At 63.1% G+C, this 21,120-nt stretch carries 22 protein-coding genes and 1 tRNA gene; 12 read left to right on the forward strand and 11 right to left on the reverse strand.

Translation table 11 applies throughout. The features are described 5' to 3' along the window. Positions 1-60 precede the first annotated feature (60 nt). From J7347_RS05320 to J7347_RS05345, 6 genes are all read right to left on the reverse strand, one after another. Positions 61-441, reverse strand: coding sequence for a primase-like DNA-binding domain-containing protein (locus J7347_RS05320; RefSeq protein ID WP_209161101.1), 381 nt, complete (start codon positions 439-441; stop codon positions 61-63). Between the two features lie 175 nt (positions 442-616). Continuing rightward, positions 617-693: transfer RNA gene (locus tag J7347_RS05325), tRNA-Met, on the reverse strand. A 134-nt stretch (positions 694-827) separates the two neighbouring features. Then, complete coding sequence (locus J7347_RS05330) at positions 828-1,337, reverse strand: 2'-5' RNA ligase family protein (RefSeq protein WP_348521566.1); 510 nt, start codon at positions 1,335-1,337, stop codon at positions 828-830. Continuing rightward, the gene (gene mltG, locus J7347_RS05335; protein WP_209161103.1) at positions 1,334-2,305 is read right to left on the reverse strand and encodes an endolytic transglycosylase MltG; all 972 of its coding nucleotides are present in this window, start codon (positions 2,303-2,305) and stop codon (positions 1,334-1,336) included. Before mltG ends, J7347_RS05330 begins: the two co-directional genes overlap by 4 nt. Before the next feature lies 1 nt (position 2,306). Beyond that, the gene (gene fabF / locus J7347_RS05340; RefSeq protein ID WP_067683985.1) at positions 2,307-3,566 is read right to left on the reverse strand and encodes a beta-ketoacyl-ACP synthase II; all 1,260 of its coding nucleotides are present in this window, start codon (positions 3,564-3,566) and stop codon (positions 2,307-2,309) included. Positions 3,567-3,660: 94 nt separating this feature from the next. Then, a complete protein-coding gene (locus J7347_RS05345; RefSeq protein WP_067683987.1) occupies positions 3,661-3,897 on the reverse strand; it encodes an acyl carrier protein in 237 nt (78 codons plus the stop codon). 166 nt (positions 3,898-4,063) lie between these two features. On the opposite strand from J7347_RS05345, the gene J7347_RS05350 reads away from it, so the two are divergent. Continuing rightward, positions 4,064-4,495 (forward strand): PA2169 family four-helix-bundle protein, encoded by a 432-nt coding sequence (locus J7347_RS05350; RefSeq protein WP_209161104.1) that lies wholly within the window; start codon positions 4,064-4,066, stop codon positions 4,493-4,495. Positions 4,496-4,593: 98 nt separating this feature from the next. Here the strand turns inward: J7347_RS05350 and aspS are convergent, their stop codons facing one another. Further along, positions 4,594-6,444: an aspartate--tRNA ligase gene (gene aspS, locus J7347_RS05355; RefSeq protein WP_209161105.1), complete on the reverse strand. Its 1,851-nt coding sequence runs from the start codon at positions 6,442-6,444 to the stop codon at positions 4,594-4,596. A 177-nt stretch (positions 6,445-6,621) separates the two neighbouring features. On the opposite strand from aspS, the gene rnd reads away from it, so the two are divergent. Next, entirely contained in the window at positions 6,622-7,830 is a 1,209-nt protein-coding gene (gene rnd / locus J7347_RS05360; protein ID WP_209161106.1) for a ribonuclease D, read from the forward strand. 10 nt (positions 7,831-7,840) lie between these two features. Further along, positions 7,841-8,749, forward strand: a complete 909-nt coding sequence (locus tag J7347_RS05365) for a hydrogen peroxide-inducible genes activator (RefSeq protein WP_209161107.1) — start codon at positions 7,841-7,843, stop codon at positions 8,747-8,749. A 108-nt stretch (positions 8,750-8,857) separates the two neighbouring features. Here the strand turns inward: J7347_RS05365 and pgsA are convergent, their stop codons facing one another. Then, complete coding sequence (gene pgsA / locus J7347_RS05370; protein WP_067684003.1) at positions 8,858-9,451, reverse strand: CDP-diacylglycerol--glycerol-3-phosphate 3-phosphatidyltransferase; 594 nt, start codon at positions 9,449-9,451, stop codon at positions 8,858-8,860. Between the two features lie 148 nt (positions 9,452-9,599). Between pgsA and J7347_RS05375 the strand changes: the two genes are divergently transcribed. Further along, positions 9,600-10,949 carry an MFS transporter gene (locus J7347_RS05375; protein WP_209161108.1) on the forward strand — a complete coding sequence of 450 codons (1,350 nt, stop codon included), beginning with the start codon at positions 9,600-9,602 and terminating at the stop codon, positions 10,947-10,949. Between the two features lie 20 nt (positions 10,950-10,969). Here J7347_RS05375 and J7347_RS05380 read toward each other — a convergent pair whose 3' ends face one another. Beyond that, a complete protein-coding gene (locus J7347_RS05380; RefSeq protein WP_067684008.1) occupies positions 10,970-11,161 on the reverse strand; it encodes a hypothetical protein in 192 nt (63 codons plus the stop codon). A 161-nt stretch (positions 11,162-11,322) separates the two neighbouring features. Here J7347_RS05380 and J7347_RS05385 point away from each other — a divergent pair, with 161 nt between their 5' ends. After that, positions 11,323-13,014, forward strand: coding sequence for a thiamine pyrophosphate-binding protein (locus tag J7347_RS05385; RefSeq protein WP_209161109.1), 1,692 nt, complete (start codon positions 11,323-11,325; stop codon positions 13,012-13,014). 59 nt (positions 13,015-13,073) lie between these two features. Here the strand turns inward: J7347_RS05385 and J7347_RS05390 are convergent, their stop codons facing one another. Both J7347_RS05390 and J7347_RS05395 read right to left on the reverse strand, forming a co-directional pair. Beyond that, positions 13,074-13,256, reverse strand: a complete 183-nt coding sequence (locus tag J7347_RS05390; protein WP_209161110.1) for a CsbD family protein — start codon at positions 13,254-13,256, stop codon at positions 13,074-13,076. 100 nt (positions 13,257-13,356) lie between these two features. Beyond that, positions 13,357-13,767, reverse strand: a complete 411-nt coding sequence (locus J7347_RS05395; protein ID WP_067684015.1) for an EVE domain-containing protein — start codon at positions 13,765-13,767, stop codon at positions 13,357-13,359. A 160-nt stretch (positions 13,768-13,927) separates the two neighbouring features. Here J7347_RS05395 and J7347_RS05400 point away from each other — a divergent pair, with 160 nt between their 5' ends. From J7347_RS05400 to J7347_RS05430, 7 genes are all read left to right on the forward strand, one after another. Beyond that, positions 13,928-15,613, forward strand: a complete 1,686-nt coding sequence (locus J7347_RS05400) for an EAL domain-containing protein (RefSeq protein WP_209161111.1) — start codon at positions 13,928-13,930, stop codon at positions 15,611-15,613. Positions 15,614-15,776: 163 nt separating this feature from the next. After that, positions 15,777-16,586 carry a diaminopimelate epimerase gene (gene dapF, locus J7347_RS05405; protein ID WP_209161112.1) on the forward strand — a complete coding sequence of 270 codons (810 nt, stop codon included), beginning with the start codon at positions 15,777-15,779 and terminating at the stop codon, positions 16,584-16,586. Further along, positions 16,583-17,758, forward strand: coding sequence for a MiaB/RimO family radical SAM methylthiotransferase (locus tag J7347_RS05410; protein WP_209161113.1), 1,176 nt, complete (start codon positions 16,583-16,585; stop codon positions 17,756-17,758). Before dapF ends, J7347_RS05410 begins: the two co-directional genes overlap by 4 nt. Next, positions 17,755-18,675, forward strand: coding sequence for a signal recognition particle-docking protein FtsY (gene ftsY, locus J7347_RS05415; RefSeq protein ID WP_209161114.1), 921 nt, complete (start codon positions 17,755-17,757; stop codon positions 18,673-18,675). Before J7347_RS05410 ends, ftsY begins: the two co-directional genes overlap by 4 nt. Position 18,676: 1 nt before the next feature. Beyond that, entirely contained in the window at positions 18,677-19,321 is a 645-nt protein-coding gene (locus tag J7347_RS05420; RefSeq protein ID WP_067681125.1) for an inner membrane-spanning protein YciB, read from the forward strand. A gap of 104 nt (positions 19,322-19,425) precedes the next feature. Beyond that, entirely contained in the window at positions 19,426-19,788 is a 363-nt protein-coding gene (locus J7347_RS05425) for a GNAT family N-acetyltransferase (protein WP_209161271.1), read from the forward strand. An 86-nt stretch (positions 19,789-19,874) separates the two neighbouring features. Beyond that, a complete protein-coding gene (locus tag J7347_RS05430; RefSeq protein ID WP_209161115.1) occupies positions 19,875-21,092 on the forward strand; it encodes a diguanylate cyclase in 1,218 nt (405 codons plus the stop codon). The last annotated feature ends 28 nt before the right edge of the window (positions 21,093-21,120 follow it).

Below are 21,120 nucleotides of genomic sequence, written 5' to 3' on the forward strand. Positions count from 1 at the left end.
GGTCGGGGGCGAGCAGCTGCGCTACGCCGTAAACAGGTCGGGGAAACTTGCTGCCCGACATCACAGCAGGGAGCCTTGCGGTGCGCCAACCGGCGCGAGGTCCCGCCAGTGCGAGCCATTTGAGTGAATGGTCGAGAACCCCCTCGCGATCATGGCTTGCCGGAAAGCGCGCCTGGTCAGCTTTTCCTCCCCGGTCTCGGCGCACCAATCGGAGTAGGCTTTGTAGAACGGCGTCACCCGATACCGCGCACCGATCACGCGAATGGTACAATGCGCGAGGAACGGTGAGACCGTATCGCGTTCGGGCTCGGCATAGCGATAGGTTCGCTTTACGCGCTCGAAGGAAGGCACCGGGTCGGTCGAGGGTCGGCCTAGTCGGATTACGAGCGCCATTTCGCCATCGATCGAGACCAGCTCGAACGCGCCGGGATCGATCTTCATGTCACTCTCCCATCAACGGAGAGGCTAGTTACTCTCGGCGTATAGGCGCACCCCCACCCCTGTTTCGGTGAACAAGGAGGCTGGTCCAAACGGATCGAGGAACAACGACTGCGGAGCGAAAGTTTACAGCCAAGTGTAAACCCATTCGCAGGCGGGCACGTAAGTCTTTGAAAAATGGTAGCGGAGGAGGGACTCGAACCCCCGACACGCGGATTATGATTCCGCTGCTCTAACCACCTGAGCTACTCCGCCCCATCGGCGCACACCGCAAGAAAGTGGGTGTGCGATAAGGGTGCCCGGTGAGCCTATCCGACCCCGGGCAGGCGGCGCGTTTAGGGCGATGGCCGGATTCGGTCAACCGGGAAAAAGAGACCGAACCACGCGGCTCAGCCGCGAAAGGTGAAGCTGCGCACCAGCTCCCACGGACCGCCCTTGTAATGGAAGAGCGAGAGGCCGGGAAAGGCGAAATCACGCACGCTGACTGTGCCTGCCATCCGCGCCTGCAGGGCCTTGGCTTCCTTCGATGTAACCTTGTTCTGGATCGTCACATGCAGGCGGGGGCGATGCTGATCCTGCGCGGTCAGCATGCCGTGGAAATGGTCGGCGATGTGATCGCGCAGGCTGAGCATGTCGGGGCTCGACAGCTTAAGCGCGGTCCCACCGCCCAGCGACATCAGCCCTTCGAGCCGCGCTGGCACCGGAGCCACCTCGCCCGCCAGACGCGCCAAAAAGCTGCGCGCTTCTGGCTCGCACTGGGCGGGAATGGCGTGGAAGAGCGTGACATGCGCTTCGAGATAATTGCGCTCGGGCGGAAAATGCTCGTCGCGCAGACCGGTCGCCCAGCTGTGGAGATCGGGCGGCAATTGCGCCGTCAGAATCAGCGGCGCATCGCTCACATCTCGCCCCGTTCGCGGCGCAGGGCGAACCATTTTTCGACGTTGCGGTTATGCTCGTCGAGCGTCTGGGCGAAAGCGTGGCCGCCCGTCCCGTCCGCCACCATGTAACGCGCATCGGTCTTGGCGGGGTTCAGCACGGCGGCGATCGCTTCGCGCCCCGGATTGGTGATCGGCGCCTTGGGCAGACCCGTCATCGAATAGGTGTTGTAATCGTTCACCGCCGCGATTTCGGACTGACGGATGCGGCGGCCCAGAGGCTTGCCCTTCGTGATCGGGTAGATGATCGTCGGATCGGCCTGCAGCAGCATCCCGTCCTTCAACCGGTTGGAATAGAGCCCCGCCACCATGCGCCGCTCTCTCGCGACGCCGGTTTCCTTTTCCACGATCGAGGCAAGCGTCACTGCCTCCTGAATCGTGTCCACCGCGATATCGGGCCCGCGCTTTGGCCAGGCTTCGGCGAGATAGTTCTGCATCGCCGCCTGCATCCGCGCGAGCACCTTGGCGCGCGGTTCGCCGCGCTCGAAATCGTAGGTGTCGGGAAGGATCGATCCTTCGACCGGGACCGGGATTTTGCCAGTCAGGAGCGGTTCGGCCATCAGGCGCTCATGCACCAGAATCGACGGCGTACCTTCGGGGATCGTCACGAAGCGGCGGATCGGCTGGCCATGCTGAAGCGTATCGAGGATGCCGGCGGGGCTAGTCCCTGCGGGCAGCAGGAATTCGCCCGCCTGCACCGGATCGCCGCTGCCGAGCAGCTTGGCGCGCAGCAGGAAGCCGTTCGCCGAATCGATCGCGCCTTCCGCCGCCAGCTTGTCGGCGACCGCCGTCAGCGTGGAGCCGGAGGCGACGGTGAATTCGCGATCCTCGTCGAGTTCCGAAGTCCCCCACCAACCGGCCACCAGCCAGACGATGCCGATGAGCGCGACCAGAACGGCCACGCTCCCCGCCAGCAGGCCGATCCGCTTCATCTCAGTCGACCTTCTTGACCACCAGCGAAGCGTTGGTCCCGCCGAAACCGAAGCTGTTGTTGAGCGCGGCGTTCACCTCGCGCTTCTTGGCGGTGTGGGGGACGAGATCGACGCCTTCGGTCCCCTCGTCCGGATTGTCGAGATTGAGCGTGGGCGGCACGATCTGGTCGCGGATGGCCAGCATACAGAAGATCGCCTCCACCGCGCCCGCACCGCCGAGCAAGTGGCCGATGGCCGATTTCGTACTGCTCATCGAAGCGCCGCACAGATCGTCGCCCATCACGCGCTTGACCGCGGCAAGTTCGATCGTGTCCGCCATGGTCGATGTGCCGTGGGCGTTGACGTAATCGATGTCGCAGACATCCAGCCCGGATTTCTTCAGCGCCATGCGCATCGCCAGTTCCGCGCCCTTGCCTTCCGGGTGCGGGGCGGTGACGTGATAGGCATCGCCCGACAGGCCGTAACCGACCACTTCGGCATAGATTTTCGCGCCGCGCGCCTTGGCGTGCTCGTATTCCTCGAGCACCACCACGCCCGCGCCTTCGCCCATGACGAAACCGTCGCGGTCCTTGTCGTAGGGGCGGCTGGCTTCCTTGGGCCGATCGTTCATGCTCATATTGAGCGCGCGCGCCTGCGCGAAGCCAGCCACGCCGAGCGGGTTGATGGTGGATTCCGCCCCGCCCGCCAGCATGATGTCGGCATCGTCCAGCGCGATCATCCTTGCCGCGTCGCCGATCGAGTGCGCGCCGGTCGAACAGGCGGTGACGACGGCATGGTTCGGACCCATCAGGCCGTATTTGATCGAGACCTGCCCGCCGATCAGATTGATCAGGCGTCCGTGGACGAAATGCGGGCTGACGCGTCCGGGGCCGCGCTCGGCGAGAACCAGGCTCTCGCTCTCGATACCCGGAAGGCCACCAATGCCCGATCCGATCGAAACGCCCGCGCGTTCCTTCGTCGCCTGGTCCATATTCTCGAGGCCCGCATCCTCGATCGCCTGTCCTGCGGCGTCGATGCCGTAGACGATGAAGGGATCGACCTGGCGCTGGACCTTGTGATCCACCCGCTTGTCCGGATCGAAGCCCCAGGGGTGATCCTTGGGCTTCACCTCGCAGGCGATCAGGCATTTCTGGCCCGTCGTGTCGAAGCGGGTGATCGGCCCCGCCCCGCTTTCGCCGGCGAGAAGATTGGTCCAGGTGGTTTCGACATCGCCGCCCAACGGGGTGACGAGGCCCAGTCCGGTTACGACGACGCGGCGCATAGGAACTCTCCGAAAAATGCAACAGGCCCGACCCGGCGAGGGGCTCGGGCCTGTCCGATCCCGCCCATGACGAGCGGGTTAGCCAGAAGGGCGATCAGCCCTTGTGCTCTTCGATATACTTGGTCGCGTCGCCGACGGTGGTGATCTTCTCGGCCGCATCGTCGGGGATTTCCACGCCGAATTCTTCTTCGAAGGCCATCACCAGTTCCACGATGTCGAGGCTGTCGGCGCCCAGATCGTCGATGAAGCTGGCATCCTGCGTCACCTTGTCGGCTTCCACGCCCAGATGTTCGACAACGATCTTCTGTACGCGCTCGGCAGTATCGCTCATTTTATTCCCTCTCGAAAAATGGGAGTTTGAAAATTGGGTTTCGCCCTAGTGAACGGGGCGGCGCAGCGCAAGGGCATCTCGCCCCGTTGTCAGACCAAGCGCCGAACCGATGCGACGTCCCGCGCATTGGCATCATACTACCAACCTCGTGAAGGGACGCAAATCAATGACTTCCACCGTATTCAAGAGCCTGACCGACACCACCTTCGATTCGGTCGAAGGCTATCGCAAGGCGCACGAAAAGGCCAAGAGCGCCCAGCTGAAACAGGCCCTGCAGCAGCGGCTCGAGAAGCGCCAGCAGACGCTCGGCACTCTGAACGCCCAGCTCGAGCGCCAGGGCGACGAACTCGTGACCAAGGGCACGGCCACGGGCGGCCTGCATCGCCTGTGGGTCGATATTACCGACCTGTTCGAGAATGGCGACGAAGCCGCTGCCGAGCGTGTCGAAGAAGGCGAGGATTACATCAAGGACAAGTTCGAAAAGGCGCTGGAAGGCGACGATCTCGAAGCCGATGAGCGCGCGATCGTCCAGCAGTGCCTGGCCGAAATCAGCGAAGGCGAACGCTTCGGCGACATGATCGAGAAACAGTACGACTGACCGTCGGACAGCAATTCAAAAAGAAAGGGCGCGGATCGAGTTCCGCGCCCTTTTCGTATCAGGTATCTATCAGCGGCCGTCCGTCAGCCGTCCTGCGCCTACGGATCTTCGTCGCGAACGGTGGCGTTCGTGTTCATATCCGTGCTCTCGCCGCTGCGGGCGGCTTCGGTCGCCTCGCGCGCCTTGGGCGACAATTGGATGTTCAGTTCGCGCAGCTGCTTGGGGCTCACCACGCTCGGCGCGCCCATCATCAGATCCTGCGCACGCTGGTTCATCGGGAAAGCGATGACTTCGCGGATGTTTGGCTCGTCGGCCAGCAGCATCACGATACGGTCGATCCCCGGCGCGGAGCCACCGTGCGGCGGCGCGCCCAGCTTGAACGCTTCGATCATGCCGGAGAAGTTCGCATCGACTTCTTCCTGCGAATAGCCGGCCAGCGCGAAGGCCTTGTACATGATTTCCGGCTTGTGGTTCCGGATCGCGCCCGAACTCAGCTCGTAGCCGTTGCAGACGATGTCGTACTGCCACGCCTTGATATCGAGCGGATCCTGCGTCTCCAGCGCTTCCATCTCGCCCTGCGGCATCGAGAACGGGTTGTGGCTGAAATCGACCTTCTTGAGGTCTTCGTCCCATTCGAACATCGGGAAATCGACGATCCAGCAGAATTTGAAGCAGCCTTCCTCGATCAGGCCCAGCTCTTCCGCAACACGCGTGCGCGCGGCCCCGGCCAGCTTGGCGGCGTCCTTTTCCTTGCCCGCGGCAAAGAATAGCCCGTCGTTTTCGCCGAGGCCCAGCTCGGCATAGAGCTTCTCCATGCCTTCGGTGCCGTGGTTCTTGGCGATCGGGCCGCCGAACTCACCCTGCTTGCGCGTGACATAGCCAAGGCCCGCAAAGCCTTCCTTGCGCGCCCAGTCGTTCATCTCGTCGAAGAACTTGCGGCTCTTCTCATGCGTGTTCGGCGCAGGGATCACACGCACCCGGCCCCCGCCGCCGACGATCTTTTCGAACAGGCCGAAGCCCGAGCTGGTGAAGTGCTCGGTGACGTCCGAGATGATCAGCGGATTGCGCAAATCGGGCTTGTCGCTGCCGTATTTCAGCATCGCTTCGGCGTAGGGAATGCGTGGGAATTCGCCTGCGGGCGTCACGCTCTTGCCGCCGGAAAATTCCTCGAACACGCCTGCCAGCACCGGCTCGATCGTGTTGAACACGTCTTCCTGAGTCACGAAGCTCATTTCGAAGTCGAGCTGGTAGAATTCGGGTGAGCGATCGGCGCGCAGATCCTCGTCGCGGAAACAGGGCGCGATCTGGAAATAACGGTCGAAGCCCGCGACCATCAGCAGTTGCTTGAACATCTGCGGCGCCTGCGGGAGCGCATAGAAGCGCCCGGCGTGAAGGCGGCTCGGCACCAGATAGTCGCGCGCGCCTTCGGGGCTGGATGCGCCCAGGATCGGCGTCTGGAATTCGCTGAAGCCCTGATCGGTCATGCGGCGGCGCAGGCTCTGGATCACCTGGTTGCGCAGCATGATATTGGCATGTACCCGCTCGCGCCGCAGATCGACGAAGCGATATTTGAGGCGGATATCCTCGGGATAGTCTTCCGCCGAATTGACGATCAGCGGGAGGTCGCTCGCGCGGCTCTGCACTTCGATGGAGCGGGCGAAGACCTCGATCTCGCCGGTCGGCAGATTGGCGTTCACAGCCGCTGCGTCGCGCGCCTTCACCGTCCCGTCGATCGTCACGACGGATTCGAGCTTCAGCTTTTCTAGAACCGGCAGCGCCTCGCTGTCGCTGTCGGCAACGATCTGGGTGATCCCGTAATGGTCGCGCAGGTCGACGAACAGGACGCCGCCATGATCGCGCTTGTTGTGGACCCAGCCGGACAGGCGGACGCTCTGGTCGACATCGTCCTTGGTCAATTGGGCGCAGGTGTGTGTGCGATAGGCGTGCATCGAAAAACTTTCCAAAATCGGTGCTATGGCGCTAGGGGCCGCATCGCCCCCGATCGCGGCCGGGCCGCGCTGCGCTCCCTCTAGCAGGAAACGCGCGCGCTAACAGGGCAAGCCTGCCTTTTTGTCAAGGCAGGTGCGCCGCCGGACGGCACTCCGTCCGACAGACAGAAAAGACATATGAAAATCCACGACCTCATCACCACCACCGAACCGCTCGCCGAATTGTGCGAAAGGCTGGCGCAAGGCGATTTCGTCTGCGTCGATACCGAATTCATGCGCGAGAACACCTATTGGCCCGAACTCTGCCTGGTGCAGATCGGGAACGAGGAGGAAGCCGCCGCCGTCGATCCGCTGGCCGACGGGATCGATCTCCAACCGCTCTGGGACTTGCTCTGCGACAATGAAGACGTGCTCAAGATCTTCCACGCGGGCGGGCAGGACGTCGAAATCGTCTATAATTTCACCGGCAAGACGCCCCAACCGATCTTCGACACCCAGATCGCGATGATGGCGATCAGCCAGTCCGAACAGATCGGCTATGCCAATCTGGTCGAAAGCTGGCTCGGCTTCACGGTCGACAAGGGCGCGCGCTTTACCGACTGGAGCCGCCGCCCGCTGACCGACCGCCAGATCGAATATGCGATCGGCGACGTGACCCATCTCGCCAAGATTTTCCCGCGCATTCTCAAAAAACTCATCAAGACCGGGCGCGGCGCCTGGCTCGATGCGGAAATGGAGAAGCTGGCCGATCCGGCGAATTACGCCAACGATGCCGATACCGCCTGGCACCGGATCCGCTCGCCGGGTCGCAACGCGCAGGTGCTGGGCCGCCTGAAAGCGCTCGCCGCCTGGCGCGAGAGCGAGGCGCAGCACAAGAACATCCCGCGCGGCCGCATCATGCGCGACGAGACGCTGGCCGACATCGCCAGCCACCCGCCCAAGAGCCAAGGCGATCTCACCAAGGTGCGCGGTCTTTCTAACGCCTGGAAGGACAACGATATCGGCAAGAGGCTGATGAAGGTGCTCGAAAAGGCCGAGCCGCTTCCCAAGGACGAAATGCCCGAAAAGGCCAAGCGCGGCGCGCCGCTCGGCAAGGAAGGCGCACTGGTCGCGGACTTGCTCAAGCTGCTGCTCAAGATCCGTGCGCGCGAGATCGATGTGGCCTCGCGGCTGCTCACGCGTTCGGACGAGATGGAAGCGCTGGCCGCCGGGGCGCGCGATCTGCCGATCCTCAACGGCTGGCGATACGAGGTCTTCGGAAAAGATGCGCTCGAACTCGTCGAAGGCCGGATGGCCTTTGCCGTGAAGGACGGCAGATTGCTGATGACCCGCGTCGATACCGCCGCCGACGATGTCGAGCCGGTGGTCGAAGACGCGGCGGAGTGAGCGCGAACCGGTGAGCACCTACCTCCCGACCATCAAGCAGCTGCAATATCTTGTGGCGCTGCACGAACACGGCCATTTCGGCCGCGCCGCGGAAGCGAGCTTCGTGTCGCAATCGACATTGAGCGCGGGGATCCGCGAACTGGAATCGCTGCTCGGCGTGACGCTGGTCGAACGCAGCCGCCGGGTGGTCCGCTTCACGGCGCTGGGCAATCAGGTGGTGGAAAAGGCGCATCGCATCCTGCGAGAGGCGGAAGAGCTTTCGGACTTGGTGCAGGCGGCGGGCAAGCCGCTTGCAGGCCAGTTGCGTATGAGCGTGATCCCCACGATCGCGCCCTTCATGCTCCCCCGATTCCTGCCTCGCCTGCGCAAGGAGCGGCCCGATCTCGAACTGTTCCTGCGCGAAGAGACCAGCCAGGATGCGGTCGAATCCTTGCAGCACGGGCGCGTCGATTGTGTCCTTCTTGCCCTGCCCTTCGCGACAGGCGAGGTCGAACAGGCGCATATCGCGGACGACAAGCTGTTCGTCGCCTTCCCAAAGGACGATCCGCGCGATCCCCCCGCCACCATCTCCGCCGAGGAGATCGACGCGATGAGCGCGGGCGGACGGCTCCTACTGCTTGAAGACGGCCACTGCCTCAAGGATCACGCGCTCGCCGCCTGCAACCGCCCGGAATTGCGCGGCTCGGCCACCATGATCGGGACGAGCCTGCACACACTGGTGCAATTGGTGGATAACGGCCTCGGCCTGACGATGATTCCCGAAATGGCGGTCGATGCAGGTATTCTCAAAGGCACCAATGTGGTCGCCCGCCCGCTCGAAAGCGCCAGCGGCGCGCGCGAGATAGCCCTGATCTGGCGCAAGAATTCCCCCCGCCGCAGCGATTTCGAACTTCTGGCCGAGGAATTGAAGGCGGGGTGATCGAGCGCCGTTGCCGACATCGCGCCCAAGTCTTAGCATGCGGCACTGATGACCCCGCCACAATATTGTCTGCGGCTATATCGGAAGTCGTGTAATTCAGGCCGATCCCTAATCCATGTGCTTCAAGCCGACGCGCAAATAATCCCATCCGGTAATCAGCGTCAGCACCGCTGCGGCCCACAGCGTCACCAGCCCTACGGTGTGCGGAACGTTCGCTTCCAGATCGCCCAGCATCACGGTCCAGTCCGGCAGGCCCTGCCCGAGGATCAGCGAACCCAGCGCCACAAGCTGGAAGGTCGTCTTCCATTTGGCGAGGCGGCTGACCGGCATCGAGACCTGCAATCCGCCCAGAAATTCGCGCAGGCCCGATACCGCGATTTCGCGTACAAGGATGATCAATCCCGCGATCACATGCGCATCGCCCACATACGGCCCGCGCAGCACGCCTTGGGCCGCCAGCACCAGAATCACCGCCGCGACCATGATCTTGTCCGCGATCGGATCGAGGAAGATGCCCAGTTTCGAGACCGCCCCGCTGGCGCGGGCCAGATAGCCGTCGAAATAATCGGTGATGCCCATCAGGCAGTAAAGGCCGAACGCCACCAGAAAACCCGTCGCCCAGTCCGGCCACCACAGGAACCAGGCGAGCAAGGGAATCGCGAAAATGCGCGAGAGCGTCAGGATATTGGGAAGGCTCAACATCGGTCCCTCCCCTAGCGCCTCGTCCTGGGAAGCAAAAGCCGCGTCTTGCCCCGCTTGTGTCATTTCCGCCGCCTAAAGGGCTTTGAAGCGCGGCTCAGCGTGTTCTAGGGAGCGGGCGGAGCCGCACCGGAGCGGCAGGGGACAGATTTTGACGATCACCACCCATCTGATGCGGACGCGGCGATTCCTGCCCCTGTTCTGCACCCAGCTGCTGAATGCCTTCAACGACAATCTCTACAAGACCGCGATGGTCCTGTTCGTGGTCTATCAGGTCTACGATTCCGCCGATGCGGAAGGGATGTTCAGCGCGGTCGCTTCGGGTCTGTTCATCCTTCCCTTCTTCCTCCTGTCCGCGCTCGCAGGCCAATTGGCCGATATGCGCGACAAGGCGGCGATCATCCGCCGCGTGAAATTCTGCGAGATCGGACTGATGCTGATCGGGGCGAGCGGGCTCTATCTCGCCTGGCGAGGGTACGATCTGCCGGTGTCGATTCCGCTGGGATTCACCACCATCGATACGACGTTTCCCATCGTGCTGATGCTGTTCGCGCTGTTTTTGACAGGGGTTCAGTCGACTTTCCTCGGCCCCATCAAATACGCGATCCTTCCCCAGCATCTGCGCAAGGAAGAAGTGCTGGCAGGCACCGGCCTTGTCGAGGCAGGGACTTACGTGGCGATCCTGGCCGGCACGATCCTGGCGGGCTGGATCCCGGTCGAATGGGCTGCGGGATTGATCATCGTGACCTCGCTGGTCGGATACGCCTCCGCACGACAGGTGCCCAGCGCGCCGCCCTTGGGCGAGATCGAGCGCATCGATCGGCACATCCTGCGATCCTCCATCGCGCTGATCCGCAAGACGATGCACGATCGCCAGATCTATTACGCGATCCTTGCGATCAGCTTCTTCTGGACGATCGGAGCGGTGCTCTTCATCCAGTTCCCGCCGCTCGCCAAGAACGTCATTTCGGCAAGTAAGGAAGTGGCGAGCCTCTTCCTCGTCATCTTCTCGGTCGGAGTGGCGATCGGATCGGTCGCGGTGAACCATCTGCTGAAGGGCACAGTTTCGGCGCGCTTCGCCCCTTTCGCGGTCATCGTGATGGCGGGTTTCGTGGTGGCGTTCTGGTTCGTCGCGCGGATCTGGCCGGTGCCGACCGAAGGACCACTGCTGGACGTGCCGCAATTCCTGTCCGTCCCGATGGCCTATCCGCTGCTGGCCTCCCTGCTGGGGATCGCGGTGGCGGGCGGCATGTTCGTCGTCCCGCTCTATGCGTTCCTGACCACGCGTGTCGCGCCCGAACAGGCCTCGCGCACGATCGCGGCGAACAATATCGTCAATTCGGGAGCAATGGTGGGCGGCGCCGTGCTGGCGATGGGGCTGACCGCCATCGGAATAGGCATCACCGATCAGGTGCTGATGAGCGCGGGCATGTGCCTGATAAGCTGCTGGCTGGCGCGCAGACTCGTGCGCGCAGAGCGGGCGGCGGAACTGCCCGCCTGATCTAAGTCAGCTGATCGAAGTCAGAAAATGAACGCGAGAGTCGCGGCGAGGCAGGCGAAATAGGCCGTCGCCACCCCGCGCACATCGCTTGCCGTGACGCGCCAGATCGATTCGTCATGCGCGGAAGCGTCCTCGGTGCGGACATGCGGGGGAAGCGAGGCGCGGAACGGGTGCCGGGCGGCTTCATCGGTCAGGACAAGGGAGCGTCTCATGATGCGACCTTAACGCGATCGTAACCATTCCGCTCCCCGAAATCGCAAGGCCGCCTCGTTTCGGGACGACAACCATCTCAGATCGCGCTTTACCCGACAGGGAAACCGTGGCGACCGCGCCAGCGATTGCCTGCGCCGAACGGGCGCGGTAACGCCGCACCATGACCGAAACGCCTGCTCCCACGCCCGCCGCCGCACGTTTGCTCGTCGATTGCCTGATCGAACAGCGCTGCGACCGGATCTTCACCGTTCCGGGGGAAAGCTTCCTCCCCGTGCTCGACGCGCTGCACGGGCAGACCGCGATCGACGTCGTCACCTGTCGCCAGGAAGGCGGCGCGGCTTTCATGGCCTGTGCCGATGGCGCGATGACCGGGCGGCCCGGCATCTGCTTCGTCACGCGCGGTCCGGGTGCGACCAATGCCAGCATCGGCGTCCATGTCGCCATGCAGGATTCGCAGCCGATGATCTTGTTCGTGGGCGATGTGGCGCGCGGCATGCGCGATCGGGAAGGCTTTCAGGAGCTCGACTTCGCAGCCTTCTTCGGCCCGGCGTGCAAATGGGCGGCGCGGATCGACGATGCGGAGCGCATCCCCGAATATGTCGCGCGCGCCTATGCGACTGCGATGGCCGGGCGGCCCGGCCCCGTGGTGCTCGCGCTGCCCGAAGACATGCTGCACGATGCCGCCTCGGCCCTTCCGCGCCCCTCGGTAGAGCGGCCGGCGCAGGCCCCTTGCCCCGACGCGATGCAGACGCTGTTCGCCCTGATCGAGGATGCGGCATCGCCCATCGCAATCATCGGCGGGGCAGGCTGGAATGCGAAGGCGCGCGAGTTCTTTCAGCTCTTCGCCGAACGGCTGGGCATCCCCACGGCCACCGCCTTCCGCCGTCAGGATGCGATCAGCCCTTCCAGCCGGGTCTATGCCGGCAATCTCGGTTACGGGCCCAATCCGAAACTCGTCGCGCGGGTGAAGGATGCCGACCTGATCCTGACCGTGGGCGCGCGGCTGGGCGAGGCGACGACGGACGGCTACACGGTGCCACCGCTGATCGACAAGGATCGCAAACTGATCCACGTCCATCCCGATCCGGAGGAATTGAACCGCGTCTATCCCGCCGATCTGGCGATCTGCGCCGATCCGGCGGAGTTTTCGGAAGCCGCAGCGCTCTGGGCCGATGACGACGCGCTCGATTTCGACGCCGGGGCCGAGGCTCACGCGGAATGGGAAGACTGGGCCACGGCGAATCCAGACCGTGCTGACGGCGATCATGCGCTCGACATGGCGGCCTGCGTCCAGTTCATGCGCGATACCTATCCGGTCGATACGATTATCTGCAACGGGGCCGGTAACTTTTCCGGCTGGTGGCATCGCTATTGGCGCTACGAAGGATTTCCCACCCAATTGGCCCCTACTGCGGGCGCAATGGGTTACGGCGTGCCCGCGGCCATCGCCGCCGCACGCCGCCACTCCGATCGCATGGTCGTGGCAGTTGCCGGCGATGGCGACTTCATGATGAACGGACAGGAATTGGCGACCGCCGCGCAATACGGCGTCGACCTGCTCGTGATCGTGGTCGACAATGGAACCTACGGCACGATCCGCATGCATCAGGAGCGCGAGTTTCCCGCCCGGATTTCGGCCACCGAACTCACCAATCCGGACTTCGCAAAATTGGCGGAAGCCTATGGCGCCTGGTCGGTTCGGGTAGAAACCACCGAAACGTTCAAACAGGCGCTGACGGATGCCAAGGGCCGCAGCGGGCTGCGGCTGATCCACTGCCTGATCGATATCGAGCAGCTATCGGCAAGCGGTCTGAGCGTCAGCGCGCTGCGATCTGCACTTGAGCAGGCCTGACACGACGAAGGGCCGCTCTCCTGACGGAGAACGGCCCTTCGATTAAGCACTGCGGCAACTTAGATGTCGTCGCCGAGCTTGCCTTTGACTTCACCTTCGAACTGCTGGGCCTTGCCCTTGGTTTCCTGGTTCTTGCCTTCGGCGTCGAGCGATGCGTTGTCGGTGGCATCCGCCACGCCCTGCTTGCCCTTGCCGATGGCTTCGTTGGCATTGCCTTTGATCTTGTCGGTCAGTTCACCCACGGGATGTCTCCTTATCGCCGCACGAAATCGTTTCGCGCTATAGTAAGATAAACATCCGGTAATTCAGACGGTTCCCTAATAAAAAAGGCGGAGGGACTTTTTAAGCTCCTGCCATCTCCAGAATAATACCCCATTCCCGCTCCGTGATTTCGGCCACCGACAGGCGGGAAAGCCTGACCAGCTCGCACTCTGCAAGATCGGGATTTGCCTTGATCGCCTTAAGGGTCACGGGATTCTCCAGCTTGGTTTTCGGTTTGACCTTAACCGCAGCCCATTTGCCTTCCGGATCGGTCGGATCGGTGATCCCGGCCACGCTCACCTCGCAGATGCCGACGATCTCCAGCCCTTCGCGCGAGTGATAGAAGAAAGCCTGATCGCCAACTTCCATCGCGGCGAGATTGTTCTTGGCGCGGTGGTTGCGCACGCCGTCCCACGTCCCTTCCCCTTCCGCGACCAGATCGTCCCAGCTGTATTTGAAGGGTTCGGATTTCATCAGCCAGTATCGCGCCATCGTTCAATCGATCCTTAAGAAAGTGCGGGGGTCCGGCCCGCGATAGAGCCTTGCCGCGCCGCCCGCTACCCTGTGGAAGCCATCGGAAACCGGCGGCCTTTAACCGCTTCTTCAACCTATCGCGCAATATACGGCCAAGATTTTGCAGCGAGCGGCGGCTATGCCCACACAGACTGAAAAACCCAGCCGGACGCCTGGATCCGGGACATTTCGCGATGATGCAGTTCACGACGGAACGCGTTTCCGTTCCACGCGCGAGATCGTCACCCTTGGCGTGGCGCTTGCCGCCGTCATGCTGTTCGCCGCGATCGGCGGAACCGTAATCCCCCAATTGCTGAGCGCGTGGCGCGGGCTAACCGATGCGCCGGACAAAGCGCTGGCGAGCGCGATGCTTCTGAACATCGCAATCATCCTGATTGGTTGGCGGCGCTACAACACGGTGTCGAACGAACTGAAAAATCGGACCCTTTCCGAAGCCGAAGCGCGCCGTGAGGCGCTTATCGACCCACTCACCGGCTGTCACAACCGCCGCAGTATCGCCCCCGCCATGAGCGATTTGCATCGTCGTGCCGAGACGCAGGATCGCCGCGTTGCGGTCGTTCTGGTCGATCTCGACGGTTTCAAGCACATCAACGACGTGCACGGCCATGCCTTTGGCGACGACGTGCTGCGGCAGGCGGCGCAGCGGATGCGCGATCTCCTGCCGGCGGACGCTTTGCTTGCCCGCATTGGTGGTGACGAATTCGCAATCGCTCTCAGCCATGATCGCTCCGCCAACCAGGATGTCGAAAGGCTGGTCTCCCTGCTTATCGAAGCGGTCGCCAAACCGATCGTGCGCGACGATATCGCGATCGCGACGAGCATGTCGGTCGGTATCGTCGGGTGCCGCGACGTCGCGCCGGGCCTCTCTATGGACGAGTGGCCGAACGAAATGATGCACAAGGCGGACATCGCCATGTATCACGCCAAGAAACACGGCAAGAACCGCTATGTCTGGTTCGAACCCGTGATGGAGCAGGAACTCAAATTCCGCAGCCAGCTCGAAAACGGCATCCGCGCCGGGATCGCAGCAGGCGAGTTCGTTCCCTTCTATGAACAGCAGGTCGATATCGAAAGCGGCCGACTGGTCGGCTTCGAAATGCTGGCGCGTTGGCAATCGCCTGCGCTCGGCCTGGTCGGCCCGGATATCTTCATCCCCATCGCCGAGGAAATCGGCGTGATCGACGAATTGTCCGAATGCCTCATAATCCAGGCATTCAAGGATGCTCGCGAATGGGATCCCAGCCTTACGCTCTCGGTGAATATCTCGCCCATCCAGCTTCGCGATCCGTGGTTCTCGCAGAAATTCCTCAAACTCCTGATCCAGCACAATTTCCCTGCCTCCCGCCTGGAAATCGAGATTACCGAAAGCTGCCTGCACGATAACATATCGTCGGTCCGCACGATGATCGCTTCGCTGCGCAATCAGGGCGTCAGCGTCAGCCTCGACGATTTCGGCACCGGCTATGCCAGCCTTTCGCAATTGCGCACGTTGCCATTCGATCGCATCAAGATCGACCGCAGCTTCATCCGCGAGATCAACAATGGCGAGGCCAGCAGCAAGCTGGTGGATGCGATCGTGGCGATGGGTGCGGGGCTCAAAATGCCGATTACCGCAGAAGGGATCGAGAACGAGGATATCCTGAACTCCCTGCGGTCCATGAGCGGGCTCAAGGGCCAAGGGTATCATTACGGTCGCCCCGAAACGGCCTCCGCAGTGATCGACCGGCTGCGCGAGCATGGGCTGCTCGCAGCCCCGGATAATGAGCTGGGCAGCGCTCCCCGCATGGCGATCGGCGGAGCCTGATCGCGAAAACCCGCCGGATCGGCGGAGCCTGATCGCAGCAAAGATCACGATCGGCGGAGCCTGATCGCACCAAACAATAAGAGCGGTGGAGCCTGATACCGCAGGCCCGGAAACGCGAGAGGCTGGACCCGAGTAGCCGAGCGATTTAGACGCGGTGGCGATTATGCGCGTTCCTTTCACCAAAATGCACGGCTTGGGCAATGACTTCGTCGTGCTCGATGCGCGCGGCGATGCCCTACCCGCGATCGAACCGCGCATGGCGGCGGCTCTGGCCGACCGCCGGGAAGGGATCGGATGCGATCAGCTGATCCTGCTCGAACCGAGCGACAGCGCCGATTTCCTAATGCGGATATTTAACAGCGATGGCGGCGAAGTGGGCGCGTGCGGCAATGCCTCGCGTGCGGTCGCCATCCTGCACGGCGCGCCCGCCTCGGTCGAAACCGCAGGCGGAACTATCGCGCTGGAGCCAACCGAGACGGGCGCAAGCGTCGATATGGGCGTGCCGCGCTTCGAATGGGACGCGATCCCGCTCGATTATCCGATGGATACGTTGACCATGCCGGTCGGGTGGGACGATTTGCGCGATCCCGGTGCCGCCAGTGTCGGCAATCCGCATGTGGTGTTCTTCGTCGAGGATATTGATGCCATCGCGCTCGACCGGATCGGCCCGGAGATCGAGATCGATCCGCTGTTTACCGAACGCGTCAACGTGAATGTTGCGACCATAATTGACCGGACGCGGATACGCCTCCGCGTTTGGGAGCGGGGCGCCGGTCTCACTCGCGCCTGCGGCACGGGCGCCTGCGCGACAGCGGTGGTGGCCATGCGCCGAGGGTTTGTGGAGCGTGAGGTCGCGGTGGAATTGCCCGGCGGCGAACTCACGATCGCCTGGCAGCAGGATGGCCGCATCCGCATGACCGGCCCCGCGACCGAAAGCTATCGCGGCAGCTTCGAGTGGGACGATTACGCGTGAGCGGTGCCGAACTCGTAACGCTGGGCTGCCGTCTCAACATCGCCGAGAGCGAGCGCATGCGCGCCATGATGGCGGGCGAGCGCGATCTCGTGGTGGTCAACAGCTGCGCCGTCACGCGCGAGGCGGTGCGGCAGACAAGGCAGGCGATCCGCCGCGCCCGTCGCGCCAATCCCGCCGCACGTTTGATCGTAACCGGTTGCGCTGCCGAGACCGAGCGCGAGGCGATCGCCGCCATGCCCGAAGTGGACGGACTCGTCGCCAATGCGGCCAAGCTCGATCCGCGCGCCTGGAACCTGCCCGAAACTGCACCGCCCGCGCCCAAGCACCGCACCCGCGCCTTCGTGGCGGTGCAGAACGGGTGCGACCACGCCTGCACTTTCTGCGTGATCCCGCAGGGACGCGGGGCCAGCCGTTCGCTGACCATTGCCGAAGTGCTGCGCGAGGTGGAAAGGCATCTCATGGAAGGCGCGCCGGAAATCGTCCTCACCGGCGTCGATGTGACGAGCTGGGGCCACGATCTGCCCGACCGCCCGCCGCTGGGCGCGCTGGTCCATGCGATTCTCGAGGGTTTTCCAGACCTGGCCCGCCTGCGCATGTCCTCGCTCGACGGGATCGAGATCGATCCGCTGCTCTTCGAACTGCTTGCGAGCGAAAAGCGGCTGATGCCGCATCTCCACCTCTCGCTCCAGCACGGGCACGATCTGATCCTGAAGCGCATGAAGCGCCGCCATTCGCGCGCTCAAGCGGTAAAGCTGGTATCCGATCTGCGTGCGAGACGTCCGGACCTTGCAGTCGGGGCGGACCTCATCGCGGGCTTCCCGACTGAAAGCGATGAGCATCACGAGGCCAATCTCTCGATCGTCCGCGAGCTCCAGATCGTCCATTGCCACGTCTTTCCTTATTCCCCGCGCGACAACACGCCTGCCGCGCGCATGCCGCAGGTCGATCGCGCGATCGTGAAGGCCCGCGCCGCCGAACTGCGGGCGGTGGCCGCCGCTACGCAGGCCGAGTGGTTGGCGACGCTCGTCGACAAACCGCTCAGCGTCCTCGCCGAACGCGACGGCAGCGGCTATGCGGAAAACTTCGCCCGGATCGCGCTTCCCGACGGCATGGCCGCCGGGACCATCGCGACCCTCACCCCGCGCGCAATCGAAGGCAGACTTCTCGTATGAGTTCACCCAGCTGGAGCGAACGCCTGTTCGGTGGCTTCCGCAAGACGTCGGAGCGGCTGGCCGCCAATCTCGACGTGGTCGGCACCGCGCGGCTGGACGAAGCGACGCTGGACGATGTCGAGGATGCCCTGATTCTCTCCGATCTCGGCCCCACCGCCGCGCGCCGCATTCGCGAACGCCTGCGCGAAAAACGCTTCGGGCTCGAAATCAGCCAGCGCGAATTGCAGGAAGCCGTGGCCGAGGAAATCGCCGCGATCCTGCGTCCGGTGGCAAAGCCTCTGGAAGTTACGGCCTTTCCGCGCCCCCAGGTCGTGCTGGTGATCGGCGTCAACGGCAGCGGCAAGACCACCACCATCGCCAAGCTCGCCCACCTGTTTCAGGAAGACGATTACGAGGTCATGCTCGCGGCGGGCGACACGTTCCGCGCCGCGGCCATCGGCCAGCTCGCCACCTGGGCGGAACGGATCGACGTACCGCTGGTGCGCGGCCCCGAAGGCGGCGATCCGGCCAGCATTGTGTTCGACGCGGTCAAACTTGCCACCGACAAGGGCACCGATGCCCTGATCGTCGACACGGCAGGCCGCTTGCAGAACAAGCGCGAGCTGATGGACGAGCTGGCCAAGATCAGAAAGGTGCTCGGGCGCTTGAACCCCGAAGCGCCGCACGATGTCGTCCTGGTACTCGATGCGACCAACGGCCAGAACGCGCTCAACCAAATCGACGTTTTCAAGGAAGTCGCGGGCGTGACCGGTCTCGTCATGACCAAGCTCGACGGCACGGCGCGCGGTGGTGTCCTCGTCGCCGCGGCTGAGCAATACGGTCTGCCCATCCATGCCATCGGCGTGGGCGAGAAGATCGACGATCTGCGCCCCTTCGATCCCGATCTGGTCGCGCGCGTGATTGCGGGAGTGGCCTGAAATGAGCGAACCGCAAACCAAGCCCAAATCCGGCTGGCTCAACACTCTCGTCGATTACGGGCCGCTGCTCGTCTTCCTTGGCGTCTACAAATTCTACCAGCCGCCCGAAACATCCACCTTCGGCGAGATCGCGGCCGTCATCTACGGCACGATCGCCTTCATGATCGCCGCCGTCGTGGCGCTCGCCTTCTCGAAATGGAAATTCGGCAAGATCAGCCCGATGCTGATGCTCTCGACCGCGCTGATCGTCGGCTTCGGCGCGCTGACCATCTGGCTGCGCGACGAACGCTTTATCCAGTTCAAACCGACCGCCATCTATCTCCTGTTCGGCATCGTGCTGATCGGAGGCTGGCTGCGCGGCAAGGCGATGCTGCAAGTGCTGCTGGAAGCCGCTTTCGAAGGCGTCGACCGGGAAGGCTGGCTCAAACTGTCGCGCAATTGGGGCATCTACTTCTTTGCCATGGCCGCGCTCAACGAAGTGCTGGTGCGCACGATGAGCTTCGAAAGCTGGCTATGGGCCAAGCTGTGGGTGTTCCTGCCGCTGAGCTTCGTCTTCACCCTCTCGCAAATCCCGATGCTCCTGCGCCACGGCTTGGCGCTGGAGGATGAAAAGGACGTGGTGAAAGACGAGCCGCCGACGGCCTAGGGGCTGAACGGTAGGAGGCGTATGCCCGTCACGATCGATCGCGATCCACCCGAAGCCATCCGGTCCGCGCTCAGCAAGGGCATCGCGGGTTCAACCGCCACACTATTCCCGATCTCGAACCGAGCGAGGCCGAGATCCGCTTCCACGCGATCGCTACCGATGAAGCGGGCGACCTTGTCGGCGGCCTGCGCGGCGCATGTTACTGGAACACGCTTCACATCGAACTGCTGTGGCTGGCTGATCACGCACGCGGAACCGGAATCGGTCGACAGATGATCGAAAGCGCGGAAGCTTTCGCGGTCGCGAACGACTGTGAAAAGGCGCTGGTCGAAACAACCAGTTGGCAGGCGCGCCCGTTCTACGAGCGAAATGGATACGAATTGCTGGCGAGGCTCGAAGGCAGGCCCAGGGGACACGCCTCGCATTACCTGGCGAAGACGCTTTTACCGACCGATGCGACGCCCTGACCTTCAAAAAGGTGCAGCGATCAAGACGTTCAAGGCTCGTTTACGAATTTGTGTGAAAGTCCCTTCGGGACCACTGAGAAACTGTCATGAACCGGGCGGGGCTTGAGGAACATTTCGATCTGAAGGGGCGCCCTGCGCTCGATCGCCTGCTGCGCTTCGAGGCGCCCATCGCGGCGCGTTACGATGCGGAGCATTCTGCGGAGCGTGTCGCCGACCTGCGCTCCGCCATCCTGGTCGGCCTCGTCTTCTACAATCTCTACAATATCACCAGTTTCGCCCTGTTGCCGGACACTATCGGCCTTTCGCTGATCCTTCGCCTCGGCATGGTCACTCCCCTGGCGCTGGCGCTGGTCTGGGCGATTGGGCGCATTTCCCCGCTCTGGACCGAGCGGTTCGTCGCAGCAGCGGTTTTCGGCACATACGTCGTGCCGGTATTCCTGTTCTGGAATTCGCATTCGCCGCTGGGCCTGTTCACCTTCGGCGAATTGTCGTTGACCATCATCTTCGCCAATATGTTGCTGACATTGCGGTTTTTCTACGCGATCCTCTTCACGTCCGGCGCTCTGGCGGTCACGCTGCTGGCGATCGCGTCGAAAAGCGACCTCGGCACCCCGCTTGCCTTCGCCTTCACCGTCCAGGTCCTCACCGCCTGTGCCTTCGCGCTGTATGCGAACTATCGCGAGGAAAGGCGGCGCTCGCTCGACTATCTCGCGACTCTGTCCGCCAAGCTCGAAGCCAGCGGCGCGCATGAAGCGACCCGAACCTATCGGGATCTCTCGCTCACCGATGCGCTCACGCAGCTCCCCAACCGCCGCAGCTTGACCGATCAGCTCGAAAAGGCTTTCGGCCAGCGTCGCCCATTGGCCGCGCTGATGATCGATATCGATCACTTCAAGTCCTATAACGACACGCTGGGCAACCCGGCTGGAGACGACTGCCTGCGCCGGGTCGCGGATTGCTTCGCCCGGATCGCCGCGAATACGGACGGTGCGTTTTGCGCGCGTTTCGGTGGGGAGGAATTCACCTTCCTCCTTCAGGATCGCGGCGAACTCGTCGCCGCGCGACTGGCCCGACTGATTCTGCGCGATGTCACGAACTTGGCCATCGTCCATCCCGCGCGCAGCGACGGACTGGGCATCGTGACAGTGAGCATCGGCGTCGCGCGCGCAAGCTGGGGTGCCACCGGATCACCGCAGGATCTCCTGCACGCCGCCGATGCCGCGCTTTACAGCGCCAAGCGACGGGGCAGGAACCAGTTCAGCCTCTGGGACAGCCAGGCCGAGCAGTCGACAGTCGTCATCTGAACCTCAGGACGGCAACAACCCGAAGACC

It is taken from the genome of Erythrobacter sp. A6_0 (assembly GCF_017744235.1).
Taxonomy (GTDB): Bacteria; Pseudomonadota; Alphaproteobacteria; order Sphingomonadales; family Sphingomonadaceae; genus Qipengyuania.

Excerpts from the sequence above, each read along its gene's own strand:
- J7347_RS05320 (WP_209161101.1), bottom strand. The coding sequence starts at position 441 with ATGAAGATCGATCCCGGCGCGTTCGAGCTGGTCTCGATCGATGGCGAA.
- mltG (WP_209161103.1), bottom strand. The coding sequence starts at position 2,305 with ATGAAGCGGATCGGCCTGCTGGCGGGGAGCGTGGCCGTTCTGGTCGCG.
- fabF (WP_067683985.1), bottom strand. The coding sequence starts at position 3,566 with ATGCGCCGCGTCGTCGTAACCGGACTGGGCCTCGTCACCCCGTTGGGC.
- J7347_RS05345 (WP_067683987.1), bottom strand. The coding sequence starts at position 3,897 with ATGAGCGATACTGCCGAGCGCGTACAGAAGATCGTTGTCGAACATCTG.
- J7347_RS05350 (WP_209161104.1), top strand. The coding sequence starts at position 4,064 with ATGACTTCCACCGTATTCAAGAGCCTGACCGACACCACCTTCGATTCG.
- aspS (WP_209161105.1), bottom strand. The coding sequence starts at position 6,444 with ATGCACGCCTATCGCACACACACCTGCGCCCAATTGACCAAGGACGAT.
- rnd (WP_209161106.1), top strand. The coding sequence starts at position 6,622 with ATGAAAATCCACGACCTCATCACCACCACCGAACCGCTCGCCGAATTG.
- pgsA (WP_067684003.1), bottom strand. The coding sequence starts at position 9,451 with ATGTTGAGCCTTCCCAATATCCTGACGCTCTCGCGCATTTTCGCGATT.
- J7347_RS05380 (WP_067684008.1), bottom strand. The coding sequence starts at position 11,161 with ATGAGACGCTCCCTTGTCCTGACCGATGAAGCCGCCCGGCACCCGTTC.
- J7347_RS05385 (WP_209161109.1), top strand. The coding sequence starts at position 11,323 with ATGACCGAAACGCCTGCTCCCACGCCCGCCGCCGCACGTTTGCTCGTC.
- J7347_RS05395 (WP_067684015.1), bottom strand. The coding sequence starts at position 13,767 with ATGGCGCGATACTGGCTGATGAAATCCGAACCCTTCAAATACAGCTGG.
- J7347_RS05400 (WP_209161111.1), top strand. The coding sequence starts at position 13,928 with ATGCCCACACAGACTGAAAAACCCAGCCGGACGCCTGGATCCGGGACA.
- dapF (WP_209161112.1), top strand. The coding sequence starts at position 15,777 with ATGCGCGTTCCTTTCACCAAAATGCACGGCTTGGGCAATGACTTCGTC.
- ftsY (WP_209161114.1), top strand. The coding sequence starts at position 17,755 with ATGAGTTCACCCAGCTGGAGCGAACGCCTGTTCGGTGGCTTCCGCAAG.
- J7347_RS05420 (WP_067681125.1), top strand. The coding sequence starts at position 18,677 with ATGAGCGAACCGCAAACCAAGCCCAAATCCGGCTGGCTCAACACTCTC.
- J7347_RS05430 (WP_209161115.1), top strand. The coding sequence starts at position 19,875 with ATGAACCGGGCGGGGCTTGAGGAACATTTCGATCTGAAGGGGCGCCCT.